The 14,383-nt window shown below is 67.0% G+C and carries 16 protein-coding genes; 2 read left to right on the forward strand and 14 right to left on the reverse strand.

Going from position 1 to position 14,383, the window contains the following annotated elements; genetic code table 11:
- Positions 1 to 59: 59 nt before the first annotated feature.
- Positions 60 to 1,664 carry a M56 family metallopeptidase gene (locus tag RZN05_RS11210; protein WP_317226697.1) on the reverse strand — a complete coding sequence of 535 codons (1,605 nt, stop codon included), beginning with the start codon at positions 1,662 to 1,664 and terminating at the stop codon, positions 60 to 62.
- Positions 1,661 to 2,029 carry a BlaI/MecI/CopY family transcriptional regulator gene (locus RZN05_RS11215; RefSeq protein ID WP_135986770.1) on the reverse strand — a complete coding sequence of 123 codons (369 nt, stop codon included), beginning with the start codon at positions 2,027 to 2,029 and terminating at the stop codon, positions 1,661 to 1,663. The genes RZN05_RS11210 and RZN05_RS11215 overlap by 4 nt, the downstream gene beginning before the upstream one ends.
- Before the next feature lie 190 nt (positions 2,030 to 2,219).
- Here RZN05_RS11215 and RZN05_RS11220 point away from each other — a divergent pair, with 190 nt between their 5' ends.
- Positions 2,220 to 3,581, forward strand: coding sequence for a 50S ribosomal protein L11 methyltransferase (locus tag RZN05_RS11220; RefSeq protein WP_317226698.1), 1,362 nt, complete (start codon positions 2,220 to 2,222; stop codon positions 3,579 to 3,581).
- A 400-nt stretch (positions 3,582 to 3,981) separates the two neighbouring features.
- Here the strand turns inward: RZN05_RS11220 and grxD are convergent, their stop codons facing one another.
- The 12 genes from grxD to RZN05_RS11280 form a co-directional block, all read right to left on the reverse strand.
- On the reverse strand, positions 3,982 to 4,314 hold the full coding sequence (gene grxD / locus RZN05_RS11225) for a Grx4 family monothiol glutaredoxin (protein ID WP_317226699.1): 333 nt from the start codon (positions 4,312 to 4,314) through the stop codon (positions 3,982 to 3,984).
- A gap of 4 nt (positions 4,315 to 4,318) precedes the next feature.
- Positions 4,319 to 4,558 (reverse strand): BolA family protein, encoded by a 240-nt coding sequence (locus tag RZN05_RS11230; protein ID WP_317226700.1) that lies wholly within the window; start codon positions 4,556 to 4,558, stop codon positions 4,319 to 4,321.
- Position 4,559: 1 nt separating this feature from the next.
- Positions 4,560 to 4,883: a DUF1476 domain-containing protein gene (locus RZN05_RS11235; RefSeq protein WP_317226701.1), complete on the reverse strand. Its 324-nt coding sequence runs from the start codon at positions 4,881 to 4,883 to the stop codon at positions 4,560 to 4,562.
- Between the two features lie 195 nt (positions 4,884 to 5,078).
- Positions 5,079 to 6,074 carry an NADPH:quinone oxidoreductase family protein gene (locus RZN05_RS11240; RefSeq protein WP_317226702.1) on the reverse strand — a complete coding sequence of 332 codons (996 nt, stop codon included), beginning with the start codon at positions 6,072 to 6,074 and terminating at the stop codon, positions 5,079 to 5,081.
- Positions 6,037 to 6,666, reverse strand: a complete 630-nt coding sequence (gene leuD / locus RZN05_RS11245) for a 3-isopropylmalate dehydratase small subunit (protein ID WP_317226703.1) — start codon at positions 6,664 to 6,666, stop codon at positions 6,037 to 6,039. Before leuD ends, RZN05_RS11240 begins: the two co-directional genes overlap by 38 nt.
- A 306-nt stretch (positions 6,667 to 6,972) precedes the next feature.
- Positions 6,973 to 8,415, reverse strand: coding sequence for a 3-isopropylmalate dehydratase large subunit (leuC, locus tag RZN05_RS11250; RefSeq protein ID WP_317226704.1), 1,443 nt, complete (start codon positions 8,413 to 8,415; stop codon positions 6,973 to 6,975).
- 66 nt (positions 8,416 to 8,481) lie between these two features.
- Complete coding sequence (locus tag RZN05_RS11255; RefSeq protein WP_317226705.1) at positions 8,482 to 9,441, reverse strand: NAD-dependent epimerase/dehydratase family protein; 960 nt, start codon at positions 9,439 to 9,441, stop codon at positions 8,482 to 8,484.
- Positions 9,442 to 9,505: 64 nt separating this feature from the next.
- The gene (locus RZN05_RS11260; protein ID WP_317226706.1) at positions 9,506 to 10,186 is read right to left on the reverse strand and encodes a ferritin-like domain-containing protein; all 681 of its coding nucleotides are present in this window, start codon (positions 10,184 to 10,186) and stop codon (positions 9,506 to 9,508) included.
- Between the two features lie 31 nt (positions 10,187 to 10,217).
- A complete protein-coding gene (locus RZN05_RS11265; protein ID WP_317226707.1) occupies positions 10,218 to 11,105 on the reverse strand; it encodes an alpha/beta hydrolase in 888 nt (295 codons plus the stop codon).
- The gene (locus tag RZN05_RS11270; RefSeq protein WP_317226708.1) at positions 11,105 to 11,740 is read right to left on the reverse strand and encodes a 3-oxoacid CoA-transferase subunit B; all 636 of its coding nucleotides are present in this window, start codon (positions 11,738 to 11,740) and stop codon (positions 11,105 to 11,107) included. Before RZN05_RS11270 ends, RZN05_RS11265 begins: the two co-directional genes overlap by 1 nt.
- Positions 11,740 to 12,813 carry an HAD family acid phosphatase gene (locus RZN05_RS11275; RefSeq protein ID WP_317226709.1) on the reverse strand — a complete coding sequence of 358 codons (1,074 nt, stop codon included), beginning with the start codon at positions 12,811 to 12,813 and terminating at the stop codon, positions 11,740 to 11,742. The genes RZN05_RS11270 and RZN05_RS11275 overlap by 1 nt, the downstream gene beginning before the upstream one ends.
- The gene (locus RZN05_RS11280; RefSeq protein WP_317226710.1) at positions 12,810 to 13,517 is read right to left on the reverse strand and encodes a CoA transferase subunit A; all 708 of its coding nucleotides are present in this window, start codon (positions 13,515 to 13,517) and stop codon (positions 12,810 to 12,812) included. Before RZN05_RS11280 ends, RZN05_RS11275 begins: the two co-directional genes overlap by 4 nt.
- A 271-nt stretch (positions 13,518 to 13,788) precedes the next feature.
- Here RZN05_RS11280 and RZN05_RS11285 point away from each other — a divergent pair, with 271 nt between their 5' ends.
- A complete protein-coding gene (locus RZN05_RS11285; protein ID WP_317226711.1) occupies positions 13,789 to 14,304 on the forward strand; it encodes an outer membrane beta-barrel protein in 516 nt (171 codons plus the stop codon).
- The last annotated feature ends 79 nt before the right edge of the window (positions 14,305 to 14,383 follow it).

Raw genomic sequence — 14,383 nt, forward strand, 5'->3', positions numbered from 1 at the left:
CAGCCAGCCCCGTTCGTGAAGGGTGTCCGCGGGACATTGCGGACGCCCCTCCCCTCTCGTCAATCGTTGTCGCGGAACTCCTTCTCGACTTCGGCCATGGCCTCGTCGATGCCCTTGAGCGCCTTGGCGCGCTCCTCGGCGCTGATATTGGGCTCGTTCTCGACCGAGCGGCGTGCCATGCGCAGGCCCATCCGGGCAGTGCTCAGCCCCTGGGCCTTGCTGGTGACTGCAATGCGGGTGGCGTTCTCGCTGATCGCCGCGATGCGATCGGCGCAGATGATCATGATCTTGCGACCGCCATCCCCGCGATGCTCGACCGCGGCATCGTCCCCCTTGCCGCATTTGCCCTCGCGGACCTCGGGGATCGACAGGCGGATCGCCTCCATATCGGGCATTGCCACCGTATCCCTGCTGCCGTCGGCGCGGACGAGGACCATCTCCTTGACGCGCTTGCCGTCATGCTTGTCGTCGCTCGAGAAGCGATAGACCTGGCTCCGAACGCGCTGCGGGCCGTTTGCCGAGGGCGCTTCCGGAGCCTCGGGCGCTTCGGCTGCCTCGGGCGCCTCCGCCGGCGCTGGCGGAGCCGGCACTTCCTGGCGCAGCGTCACGCCGGTGACGGTCTCGACCTTGTTCTTGATGGTCTCCGCGGCGGACGTGCCCGAGGCAGTGAGCCCGAGCGCGGCAACCGAAAGGGCGCCGATCCCGACCAGTCCCGTGGCGACGCGGGTGGGGGAAAATGGGCGGGTCTTCGAAAGCATGCGTAACCTCCCTTTGACTTCGTTGATCGTGTGCAAGTGACAGGCCGCCGAGACCGCACCCCCATGCGCGGACTTGACGATCGCACGGCCATAAGCATGGCGCAGTGCCTGGGCGCGGCCGGCGAGCACGAGGGCGTCGCAAGCCATTTCCTGATCGGCGCGGAAGGCACGGAAGGCCCGCCACGCGATCGGATTGAACCAGTGGAGCGCGAGGACGATCAGCGCGACCCAGTTCGCGATCAAGTCGCCGCGAACATGGTGGCCGAGCTCGTGGGCGAGCGCGAGGTCGCGCTCCTGCTCGTCGTATCGCTCCGAGAAGTCGCGCGGGAACGCGACATATTTGCGGAACACGCCGAAGGCCAAGGGGCCGTGCGCGGCGTCGGTCTCGATCACGCGCACCTTGCCCTGCGCGACCGTGCGGTCGATGCGCGCGCGGCGCAGCAGGTTCGCGGTGTAGCGGCGGTGCGCGATCAGGTGATAGCCAAGGAACAGCAGCGCGCCGATCAGCCAGAGGCCGGCAAGCAGCGCGATCAGGCTTGGCGCCCCCGCCGCGCTGGTCGGCGGCACCAGTGCCAGGCTGGTATGGTGGCTGCCGATGTCGAAGCTGGCATCGATCGCGGTCTGGGCGGCTTCGGGCGGCAGGCTGGCGGGCGGCATCAGCCCGACGATCATTCCAGGCGCCTCGGCCACCTGGCGAGTCACGGGCGCGAAGAGCCGGCTGAGCTGCCAGTCGCCGGGCAGCGGCGGCAGCAACAGCCGCGCGACGGGCAGCAGCCACAGTGCATAGGCCATGGTCGGCCCGAAGCTCTGCCGCACCGGTCCGCGGGCAACCAGCACGAGCAGCATCAGCAGCGTGGTGGCGATGAAGGTTTCGAGCGCGAAGCCGATGAAAGCAGGGGCGATCATGACTTGAGCTCCTTCAAGAGCGCCTCGATCTCGGCGATGTCCTGGTCCGTGATCGCGTCGCGCTCGGCAAGGTGCGCGACCAGCGGCGTCAGCTTGCCGCCGAACAGCCGGTCCATGAAGCGGCGAGATTCGCCGCCGACATAGTCCGCGCGATCGACCAGCGGGCGATAGCGATAGCGCCGCCCGTCTTCCTCATGCGCGATGACGCTCTTGGCGAGCAGCCGACCAAGCAGCGTCTTTACGGTGTTGGCGCTCCAGTCGCGCTCGGCGGGAACGCGCTCGGCGACTTCCTGCGCGGTGAGCGGCGATTCCTCCCACAGCACCTCCATCACGGCATGTTCTGCGTCGCTGATCCGTTCGGTCATGAGTCCCTCTTTCGACTACTTGTGTAATCGTCGCGATTACGTCTGTAGTCAAGGGACTGAATGCCAGATGAATGGATTCCGACGGATATTGAACGGCGGGTCGGCGGGCAGGTTCAAACGGAGGCTATCCCTTGCGGCGACGATTGGCCTATCGGCAGGACGCGCCTCGACACCGCTAAAGGACAATCACGTGACCGACCTGGGTTCCCCGGACCGCCTGAGCGAAGCGCGCGCGGCGCTGGCCGACGCGATGGCGCTGCACGAACAAGGCGATCTGGAAGGCGCCGAGACGGGCTATCGTAGCGTGCTGGCGCAGGGGTATCGCGCTACCGAGGTGCTGCCGTTGCTTGCAGGTCTGCTCGGGCGCCTCACGCGTGCAGAAGATGCCCTCGCCGCCTGGGACCAGCTTCTCGCGATCGAGCCCGATCATGCCGTGGCGCTGCACGAAAAGGGACTGACGCTGCATTGGCTCGGTCGCACCGCGGAGGCGATCGCGGCGATCGAGCGCGCCTGCATGCTCGATCCCGACAATCCGACCGCGATCGGCAACCTGGCGGTCGTCCTGGCCGATACCGGGCGAAATCTCGAAGCGCTCCAGCATTTCCGCCGTGCGCTCGCGCTGCAGCCGGACAATCTGCACCTGCGCCATCAAGTACGCCGGCACGGCTCGGGATCGGTGCCCTTCTGGCACATCCCGATGATGAACGACGCGCCGCGCAACGACGCATTCGAGGCCGCCATCAAGGCCGCGATCAGCACCGCCGGCGCGCAAGCGAGGGTGCTCGACATCGGCGCGGGCAGCGGCCTGTTGTCGTTGATGGCCGCGCGTGCGGGGGCGCAAAAGGTGGTTGCGTGCGAGATGGAGCCGATGATCGCCGAGATGGCCCAGCAGATCGTCGCCCAGAACGGCTATGCCGATCGAATCACGGTCCACGCCAAGCCTTCGACCGAACTCGCCATCGGCACCGAACTCGACGCGCCGGCCGATATCCTGGTCTCGGAAATCCTCTCGAGCGACCTGCTGACCGAGAAAGTGCTCGACACGTTCGAGGACGCACATCGCCGCCTGCTCGCCCCCGACGCGATCGTGATCCCGCGCGCTGCGAGCGCGATGGGGTGCCTTGTCGCGAGCAAGAACCTCGCCGACTATTCCTTTGTCGGCGAGGTTTCGGGGTTCGATCTTTCGGCCTTCACGGCTTTCGCCCCGCAACGCCTGCCGATCCACGGCACGATGACCGCGTGGGAGCGTTTGTCGGACGATCTCGAGCTGGTCCGCCTCGACCTCACGCAGAAGAAGCACGACGCCGTGCTCGCACGGCTGCGCATCCCGGTCACCGCCGACGGGCGCGCCATCGGCATCGTGCAGTGGATGCACATCGATCTGTGGCAAGACGTGTCGTTCGACAATCATCCCGATCGCTACACCGACGGCGGCTGGCTCCAGGTGTTGCACAGCTTTCCCGAGCCGATCGACGTGGCGGCGGGTGAAACGCTCGACATCGCGGTCGGCCATGATCGGATCACCCTGATCCTGTTGCCACTTTCCGAGTAGAGTTCCTCGCGCTGCACAGGTGTCGGATTCGCTTACAGGCGAGAGGCGGCCGCCAATCGCGTTAACCATCGAAAGCACGGAAAACCGCGACTGGCACGAATTGGCACGCGGGATGCAGAGTATCAGGCACCCGAGCGTTTGAACGCTTCATTCCAGGGTGGGTCGACCGCTTAACTTACCGGTCTCGCGTCGACCCACCCGACCCGGGCTCCCCCTATCGATGCGCGTCTCGGAGCGATCCGCTTGGACTCCCCTCCCTGCAAGGAAGGGGCTGGGGGTGGGTGCGAGCGAAGCGAGCCCAACGAGATGCGTGGGTAAAAAAAGAAAAGGCCGGGGATCGAGCCCGACCTTTCCTACACCCACCCCTAAACCCCTCCCTTTCAGGAAGGGGAAGAAGCGTTCAGCCCTGCGCGGCGACGCCCTTGTCGGCGAGCAGCTGCGCCAGCTCGCCGCTCTCGTACATCTCCATCATGATGTCCGATCCGCCGACGAATTCGCCCTTCACATAAAGCTGGGGGATCGTCGGCCAGTCCGAGAACGCCTTGATGCCCTGGCGGACGCCCTGGTCCTGGAGCACGTCGACGCTCTCGAACTCGACGCCGAGATGGTTGAGGATCGCGATCGCGCGGCTGGAAAAGCCGCATTGCGGAAAGAGCGGGCTCCCCTTCATGAAGAGGAGCACGGGGTTGGCATCCACCAGGCCCTGGATTCGGTTCTGCACATCGTCGGTCACTTCTCTACTCCTCGGCTGGCGCTTCGGTGGTCAGCTGGAGCGCGTGAAGCACGCCGCCCATGCGCCCGCCGAGCGCTGCATAAACCGCCTGGTGCTGGCGCACGCGCGGCATCCCCTTGAACATGGGGGCGACGACGCGCGCTGCATAGTGGTCGCCGTCGCCGGCAAGGTCGGTGATCTCGACGCGCGCATCGGGGATGCCCGCGCGGATCAGATCCTCGATCTCGGAGGCGGCCATCGCCATGTTACTCGGATTCCATCAGCTGGCGGCGCGCCTCGGCGCTCTGCTCCTGGAGCGCGCGGCGCACGGTCGCGTCATCGACCTCGACGCCCGCGGCGAGCAGGTCGCCGAGCAGCTTGCGGATGACATCCTCGTCGCCGGCTTCCTCGAAATCGGCCTGGACGACCGCCTTGGCATAGGCGTCGGTCTCTTCGGGGGTTAGGTTCATCTTGGCCGCCGCCCACTGGCCGACCAGCCGGTTGCGCCGCGCGGTGACGCGGAACGCCATGTCCTCGTCGCGGGCGTACTTCGCCTCGAATGCGCGCTCGCGATCGTCGAAAGTGGTCATGGTGCTGCTGCCCTCTGGTGTCCGTTTGCGCCGAGATAGGAGGGGAGCGCAGCGCTGGCAACTCTTCTGCAAGATCCTCCCCCCGGAGGGGGAGGTGGCAGCCGAAGGCTGACGGAGGGGTAGTCTCCACAAGCGATATCGCCCGCGGAGACTACCCCTCCACCGCTTCGCGGTCCCCCCCCTCCGGGGGAGGATTTAGATGGTCACCACCAATTTGCCGATCGCTTGCCGCGCCGCCATCTTGGCAATGGCCCGGCCGCCGTCCGCCAGCGCAAAGGTCTCCGTAACGCGCGGCGAAATCTTCCCCTCTTCCCACAGCTTGAACAGCTGCTCGACATGCGCCTGGTTCGCTTGCGGGTCGCGCGCAGCGAAGGCGCCCCAGAAGACGCCGCAGACGTCGCAGCTCTTGAGCAGCGTCAGGTTGAGCGGCAGCTTCGGAATGCCCGCCGGGAAGCCGACCACCAGATAGCGTCCTTCCCAGCCGATCGCGCGCAGCGCGGGCTCGGCATAGTCGCCGCCTACGGGATCGTAGATCACATCGGCGCCCTTTGGGCCGACCGCCGCCTTGAACGCCTCGCTCAGCGCCTTGGACTGCTCCTTGTCGAACGGCGCACGCGGATAGACGAGGGTTTCGTCGGCACCCGCGGCCGTGGCCGCCTCCGCCTTCTCCGCCGACGATACTGCGGCGACCACACGTGCGCCGAACGCCTTGCCGAGCTCGATCGCGGCGAGGCCGACGCCGCCCGCGGCGCCGAGGATCAGCAAGGTCTGCCCGGCCTTCAGATGCCCGCGGTCCAGCAGGGCGTGGATCGTGGTGGCATAGGTGAGCAGCAGCGCCGCGCCTTCCTCGAAGCTGCGGCCTTCGGGCAGGCGGAACAGCCGCGCGGCATCGATCGCCAGCTTCTCGACCAGCCCGCCATGCCCGGGGACCGCAACCACGCGGTCGCCGACCGCCCAGCCGGAAACGCCCTCGCCCACTTCCTCGATCACCCCGGCGATCTCGCCGCCAGGCGCGAACGGACGCGGCGGCTTGAACTGGTATCGGTCCTCGATGATCAGCACGTCGGGATAATTGATCGCGCACGCCTTGACCGCGACGACCACCTGACCCTTGCCCGCCACGGGATCGGGCAGCTCGGCGATGCTTAGAGTTTCAGGTCCGCCCGGCGCCTGCGACAAAAGTGCTTTCATTGCCCGCTCCCGCTGCGATCCAGGGGCGCGCGGTCGCGACACCGGATTCGTAATTCGAAATCTCGGTATCTTTTGACAGGGTCAGGCCGATCTCGTCCAGCCCCTGCATCAGGCATTCGCGGCGGAAGGCGTCGAGCTCGAAGGGGAAGCGATCCTGATAGCGCGTGGTGACGGTCATCGTCTCGAGGTCGACGGTGACGTCGCCGTCCTTGGCGACTTCGACCAGCCGGTCGATCGCCTCCTGCGGCAACACCACCGCGACGATGCCGTTCTTGAATGCGTTGCCCGAGAAGATGTCCGAGAAGCTCGGCGCGATCACGGCCTTGATGCCCATGTCGGCAAGCGCCCAGGCGGCGTGCTCGCGGCTCGATCCGCAGCCGAAATTGTCGCCTGCGATCAGCACCGGGCTCCCTGCATAGCGCGGGTCATCGAAGATATTGCCCGGCTGCGCGCGCACCGTTTCGAACGCGCCCTTGCCGAGGCCCTCGCGCGTCGTGGTCTTGAGCCAGTGCGCAGGGATGATGATGTCGGTGTCGATATTCTTGGCGCCCCATGGATAGGCGCGCCCCTCGACCTGACGAACGGGTTCCATCAGCGGGCTCCTGAGATAGAACTCCCCTCCCTGAAAGGGAGGGGCTGGGGGTGGGCGCGCGCGTCTGCGCGCCCAAAAGACTCTATCGCCGAGCATCGAAGCGCCGAGCAGGGCATCGAGCCCTGCACTGCGCTGAACCCACCCCTTGATCCCCTCCCTTTCAGGGAGGGGAAACGAATCAGCTTGGATCGGGCGGCAACACCGTCGGCGAAGGCTTGCTGTAGGCCGAGGCATAGGCTGCCGCCACGCCGCTCAGCACGGTTCCAACCACCAGAAGGACCAGGGCCCGCTTCATACTCACTCCCCTCACGCATCCGCCGACATCAGCTCCCTGACATCGGTGAGGCGCCCCGTGACTGCCGCCGCCGCAGCCATTGCGGGGGAAAGCAGATGGGTTCGCGCGCCCGGACCCTGCCTGCCTACGAAATTTCGATTCGAGGTGGAAGCACAACGTTCGCCGGGGGGAACCTTGTCCGGATTCATCGCGAGGCACATCGAGCAGCCGGGCTCGCGCCATTCGAAGCCCGCCTCGGTGAAGATGCGGTCGAGGCCCTCCTTCTCGGCCTGCAGCTTGACCAGCCCCGAGCCCGGCACGATCAGCGCCTGGCGGATGCGGTCGGCGACGTGGCGGCCCTTCACCACCGCGGCGGCGGCGCGGAGATCCTCGATCCGGCTGTTGGTGCACGATCCAATGAAGACATGCTCGATGCCGATGTCCTGCATCGCGGTGCCCGCGGCGAGGCCCATATAGTCGAGCGACTTCTGCGCGGCGACGCGCTTCGACGGATCGGCGAAGCTCTCGGGATCGGGGATCGCGCCGGTGATCTGGACGACGTCCTCGGGGCTGGTGCCCCAGGTCAGCGACGGCGCGATATCGGTCGCGTGGAGCACGACGGTCTTGTCGTAGACCGCGCCGGGATCGCTGGGCAGCGCGCGCCAGTATGCGACTGCCTTGTCCCAATCTTCGTCCTTCGGCGCGAGCGGGCGGCCCTTGATATAGTCGAACGTCGTCTCGTCGGGGGCGATCAGCCCCGAGCGCGCGCCGCCCTCGATCGACATGTTCGAAACGGTCAGCCGTCCCTCGACCGACATCGCCCGGATCACCTCGCCGGTGAATTCAATGACATAGCCCGTGCCCCCCGCGGCACCGATCTTGCCGATGATCGCGAGGACGACGTCCTTGGGGCTGACCCCGAACCCGAGCGATCCGTCGACGCGGATCTCGAGCGTCTTGGCCTGCTGGAGCAGCAGCGTCTGCGTCGCGAGGACATGCTCGACCTCGGAGGTGCCGATGCCGAACGCCAATGCGCCCAACGCCCCATGCGCCGAGGTATGGCTGTCGCCGCACACTAGGGTGGTGCCGGGCAGCGTGAACCCCTGCTCGGGGCCGACGACGTGGACGATCCCCTGCCGCGCATCGAGCGCGTCGATATAGGGCACGCCGAATTCTGCGACATTGGCGCGCAGCGCGGCGAGCTGGCCCGCGCTCGCGGGGTCCGCGATCGGCAGGGCATGGCCCGCGGCATCGACGCGCGCGGTGGTCGGCAAATTATGGTCAGGCACCGCGAGGGTAAGGTCGGGCCGGCGCACCGGGCGCCCGGCGGCGCGGAGCCCGGCAAATGCCTGGGGGCTGGTGACTTCGTGGACGAGGTGCCGATCGATATAGATCAGGTACGTCCCGTCGTCGCGGCGCTCGACGACATGGTCCGCCCAGATCTTCTCGTACAGCGTGCGCGGTTGACTGGCCATGCGGGCGATCTAGGCCAATCTTGCGCGAGAGCAAGCCGTTACGCAATTTTGCGTCGGCAAGCTGGGCTATCGGACAACGGCTTCCTTGGGCGAAACATAGTCGGAATCGTGCACGAACGGCAGCGCGCGGCCGCCCTTGAGCGCATCGAGCACCGCCTGGAAATCGGTCTCGCAGCGAAAGCCGAGGACGCGCTCGGCCAGGGCGGCATCGTAGACGCGGCCGATCGAGCGAGGCAGTTCCCAGCCTCTCGCGGCGTACAGCGCCGGCGCGTCGGGGTAACGATGCGCGATGGTCGCCGCGGCGTCGTGTTTGAGCCGCTCGCATTCATCGCGCGCGAACGGCGTCGGCGCCGAGACGATGAAGCTACCGAAGCCGATGGCCGGCGCGCGATCCAGCGCGGCGATGTGCGCACGGGCGGCATCCTCGACGGTCAGCCGACGGTGGAGCAGTTCGTTCGCCTTCATGTTCTCGCCCGAAAGCGCGCGATGCGTATCGTCGTCCTCGGGGAAGAAGCGGCTGGTGCGCAGCACGACGCAATTGAGGCCGTTCTCGAGATGCGCGAGCCGGCAGAGCTGCTCGGCGGCGAGCTTGGTGACGCCGTAGATGTTGCGCGGCTCGAGCGGGCCGCTCCTCTCGTCGAGCCAGACGGCGTGGTCTGCAAGTTCGTTGCGGATCGCCTGGCTGATCATCAGCGAGGTGGTCGAGGTGAACACGAAGCGGTCGTGGCCCGCCTGCGTCGCCGCTTCGAGCAGGTTGAGCGTGCCGGTGACGTTGACGTCGACGAACGCCTGCGCCGGATACCGCACGATGTCCGGCTTGTGCAGCGCGCCGGCATGGATCACCGCCTCGATCCCGTGCTCGGCAAACACGCGATCGACCAGCACGCGATCGGCGACGCTGCCAATCAATTGCGTGTCCCCGCCGGGCGCGACGTCGAGCCCGACCACTTCGTCCCCGCGGGCGCGCAGCATCGGCGCGAGGAAGCGGCCGAGCCAGCCGGACGAGCCTGTCAGCAGGATACGCATGCGCAGTGGATAGCCGAGCCGCAGGCAACGCTAAAGCCCCTCCCATTCAGGGAAAGGACCGAAGTCAGCCCAACGCCGGCACCGCCGACGCCTTCACCTCAGCTGGATCATGCGCATCGGCCCAGTCGGTGCGGCGGCCCAGCCACGGATTGAGGAACAATACCGGCAGCTTCACGAACAACAGCTCCGAATGGATGAAGCTGTCGATGCCGCGCTCCCACCATTTCGGATCCCGCTTACCGTTCGCCTTGAGCCAGCCGTCATACGGCGCCCAATGGCTCGGCTCGTCCTTCTCGATGATGCGGAAGATCTTCATCAGCACCTTGTCGTCCGTGACCAGCGGGTGGCGCAGCAGGATCTCGACCTGGCGATGGCCGCGCTGCTCGGTCAGCGATATCACGCGGCACAGCTTTTCGAATTCGTCGTCGCTGGCGATGATCGCCTGCGTGTCGAGATCCTCGATCGTGCGGCGGAAGACGATCTCGACGAAGCGATCGATATGCCCGCAGGTCCGCCCGACCCGGAGCGGCATCCTGCCCTGCAGCTCGAACCAGCGCTTGAACATGAGATAGTGCTTGCGCTCGTCGGCGCGGTGCTTCTCGATCGCGGCGATCAGCGCGGCATCGTCCGGCGCGCGCGCGCGCACCGCCTCCAATACCCGATCGATGCTCGTGTACCCGCGATGCTCGTTATAGATGTAGATCGAGCCCAGCAGGTCGAGATAGCGGCGGCGGAACCAGCCCATGCGCCGAGGCTACGCCTCGCCCGCCATAGCGTCAACGCGGCGCCAGCGCGGTGTTCAGAAAGGCGATGCTGTCGGCGAGCGTCGGCGCCTTGCCGCGGAATGGCACTGACAACGCCATCACCACTTCCTCGTGCGTGCGCTCGGGATAATTGCGCAGCGTCACCGGCGCGCCGAGCGCCCGCAGCCGCGTGGCGAGATTGATCGCGTTGTGCGGGCGCACGACGGTATCGCCACCCGAGGTCACCAGCAGCAGCGGCGGCGCATCGGCGCGGGCGAAATGGAGCGGCTGGGTCATCGCCGGATCGGCGACGCCGCGCATCGCATCGATCGCCCGCTTCGCCGTGAAGGGATAGAAGTCGTACGGGCCGGAAAGCCCTACTCCTGCCCGGACGATGCCCGGATCGACACCCTCGGCCTCGAGCCAGCGCCGGTCGAGCGCTAGCATCGCGACGGTATAGGCGCCCGCCGAATGCCCCGCGAGCGCGATCCGCCCGGGGTCGCCGCCGAATTCCGCGACATGGTCGCGGGTCCATTTGACCGCCTGCGCGCCATCCTGGAGAAAGGCTGGGAAGCGGACATCCGGCACCTTTCGGTAATCCGGCACGACCACGACGAAGCCGGCCTTTGCGAAGGCGCGTGCGGCAAAGGCATAAGCGCGGCGATCGCCCTTCACCCAGCCGCCGCCATACCAGAAGATCAGCACCGGCCGCTTCGCCGCGGAATCCCCGGCGGGACGCCAGACGTCGAGCGTCTGGCCCTGATTGCCGAACGGGATCGCGCTGCCTGGCCGGCTCGCGCCGCTGCCGCCGCCCAGCGCGCCATCGGCCAGCGAAAGCAGCGCCGGGGGCGACGTGAAGGCCGCGGCGATGCCGAGCCCGGCCACCAATGCCAGCGCCGCCAGCCCGGCCTTGCGCCGCATCAGGCCTGGTAGTTCGCGGTAGTCTTCTCCGCCACTTCCTCGGCAGTCACCTCCGGCGCCAGCTCGATCAGCTCGAACGGGCTGTCGTGATCCGGCCGCGCGAACACCGCCAGATCGGTGATGACCATATCGACCACGTTCTTGCCAGTGAGCGGCAACGTGCAGCTCGGGATGAACTTCGGGTCGCCGGCTTTGGAGTTGTGCTCCATCACCACGATGATCTTCTTGACCCCCGCGACGAGGTCCATCGCGCCGCCCATGCCCTTGATCATCTTGCCCGGGATCATCCAGTTGGCGATGTCGCCGCCTTCGCTGACTTCCATCGCGCCGAGCACGGTCAGGTCGATATGGCCGCCGCGGATCATCGCGAAGCTGTCCGACGACGAGAAATAGACCGAGCTGGGGAGCTCGCTGATCGTCTGCTTGCCCGCGTTGATCAGGTCGGGATCCTCCTCGCCCTCATAGGGGAACGGCCCGATGCCGAGCATGCCGTTCTCGGACTGGAGCGTGACTTCGACGCCTTCGGGGATATGGTTGGCGACCAGCGTCGGGATGCCGATGCCGAGGTTGACGTAGAATCCGTCCTTCAATTCCTTGGCGGCGCGCGCGGCCATTTCGTCACGGGTCCAGGGCATTATTTCTTCTCCTCGGGGTCCGTCCAGCGCGCGTCCGGCGGAAAGATGTCGTCAACGCCGCCCTTCAATCCGGTGCCGTAGACCGGGTTGGGCAGCATGAACCAGCCCGCGCCCCAAAGCGGCGCGAGCAACGTGCCTTCGACGCTGTTACGGCGCGCGAGCACCGGGGCGTCGGGGGCGTTGAACAAGTCGCTGAAGTCGCCGAGCTGGTCGCCGGCCATCGCGACGATGCAGTAGCGCTGGGCGATCTTCGCGCGGCGGGCATCCTTGCCGCTCGGCTCGCCTTCGCCGCGCAGCCAGAGCGTGTCGAACAGGTCCGCCGGCCCGAGACCGGCCTGCTCGAGCGCGGCGGCGGTCTGCGCGGCGCTGGCGACCGACCGGTTCGAATTGAAGATGATGGTGAAGCCTTCGCGCCGTGCCGCGGCCAGCGCCTCGGCCGCGCCGGGGACCGCGGCGATCTTGTCGGCGCCAGTCTGCTCCCAGCGTGCCCAGCGCGCCGGGTCATAGGCCCTTCCGCGAACCGCCTCGTCATACTCATAGCCCAGGTTGAGCAACGCGGTCTCGTCGACGTCAAGCACCACCGCCATCGGGCGCTTGCCGCAGGGCTCGAACCGCGGATTGTCGAGCGTCGAGCCGGGCGCGAGGACGACCGAGCGGACCTGGCCCTTGTCGCGGCGATAGCCGATCTCGACCTTGAGGTAGTTCCACAGCGCCTGATAGGCCTGGATGCTCAGCGCCGCCGCCTCGCCCGAGCCGTAGAGGTACTGGATCCCCGCTGGCGCGGTGCTGCCGCGCGCCGCCGGAGCGCCGGATACGCCGCTGGGTGGGGGGAGCGTGGTCAGCGTGGTGACCTGGACCTTGCTGCCGTCGGGCGCCGTGTAGACCTGGCCCGGCTTGGGCGCCGCCTGTTGCGCGCGCTTGCGCTCGCGCTTCGACGGGCGGTCCTGCGCGGATTTATAGACACCGGCTCCCGCAGCGAGCGGCGCCGCGATCACCGCGGCGGCGCAGCCCGAAAGCGACGTCGCCACGATGGCCGCGATCGCGAGCCCGGCCGGGAGCCGCGCCGGGATCACGCCGCCTCGCGCGGGCGCACGGTGCGGAATTCGATCTTCTTGTCGTACGGCGCGCCGACGATCAGCCGCTTCACATAGATGCCGGGCAAGTGGATCGCATCGGGATCGAGGCTGCCGACGGGCACGACTTCCTCGACCTCGGCGACGCAGATCTTGCCCGCGGTGGCCATCGGCTGGTTGAAGTTGCGCGCGGTCTTCCGAAAGATCAGGTTCCCCGCCTCGTCGGCCTTCCAGCCCTTGATGATCGAAAGGTCGGCGCGGATGCCGCGCTCGAGCACATATTCCTCGCCGTCGAAAACCTTCACTTCCTTGCCCTCGGCCACCTGGGTGCCGACGCCGGTCTTGGTGTAGAAGCCGGGGATGCCCGCCCCGCCCGCCCGGCAGCGCTCGGCGAGCGTTCCCTGCGGGCAGAACTCGACCTCGAGCTCGCCGCTCAGATATTGCCGCTCGAACTCCTTGTTCTCGCCGACATAGGAAGAAATCATCTTCCGGACCTGGCGGCTGCGCAGCAGCTTGCCGAGCCCCTCATTGTCGATCCCGGCATTGTTCGAGGCGATGGTGAGGTCCTTGACCCCTGCAGCCTGGATCGCGTCGATCAGCCGCTCCGGGATGCCGCATAGGCCGAACCCGCCGGCACACAGCGTCATGCCGTCGAACAGCAGCCCTTCCAGCGCTGCTTCGGCGTTGGGGTAGAGCTTCTTCATGGACGATTCTCTCCTGGCTTGCGCGGGCGATAATCCGCGCGTTGCCGGCGGGTCAAGCGAACCTGAACTTACGCTCAACTCGCGGTTGGGGGATAGGATCGAAGCGGCAGGTTACAAGCCCCGAATCCTTCAGGAAAATGCAAATGTTGCATAATTGTGACGGTTTGCCGCAACGCAGCATCGCCGTGATTGACCCCTTGGAAGCAAACCCTACCTAGCGCGCCCCGGCCCTGTTCTGGGACCGGCGAAGACCAATACGAAGGAATAAAAAATGCGTTTGTTCGCAGTGTCGGCGCTCGCCCTCGCGACTCTTGCCACCCCCGCTTTCGCTCAGGAAGCATCGACCTTCACTGGCCCGCGCGCGGAAGTCGTCGCCGGCTGGGATCATGTCGGCGGCAATGGCGAAGGCGCCTCGGGCTTCACCTATGGTGGCGCGCTCGGCTATGATGCGCAGCTCGGCAGCGCGGTGCTCGGCGCCGAAGTCGAAGTCACCGGCGCAACTACCGACCGTGACGGCGTCAGCGCCGGCCGCGACCTCTATGTCGGCGGCCGCATCGGCTTCGTCGCCATGCCGAACACCCTGGTCTACGCCAAGGGTGGCCTGACCAACGCGCGCGTCAACATCGACACGTTCGGCGGGGTCAATACCGACGGCTATCGCTTCGGCGGCGGCGTCGAGCATGATTTCGGCGGCTTCTACGGCAAGGTCGAGTATCGCTACTCGCGCTACGAGGAACTCGACCTCAACCGCGACCAGGTGCTCGCCGGCATCGGCATCCGCTTCTAAGCGAACGCCTTGAGGAAAGGGCCGCGCGGGCATTGCCTGCGCGGCCCTTTTGCGTTCGGCGCGCGCCCGGTTAGGAAGG

Origin of the sequence: Sphingomonas sp. HF-S4 (genome assembly GCF_032911445.1) — a bacterium.
Taxonomy (GTDB): domain Bacteria; phylum Pseudomonadota; class Alphaproteobacteria; order Sphingomonadales; family Sphingomonadaceae; genus Sphingomonas; species Sphingomonas agrestis.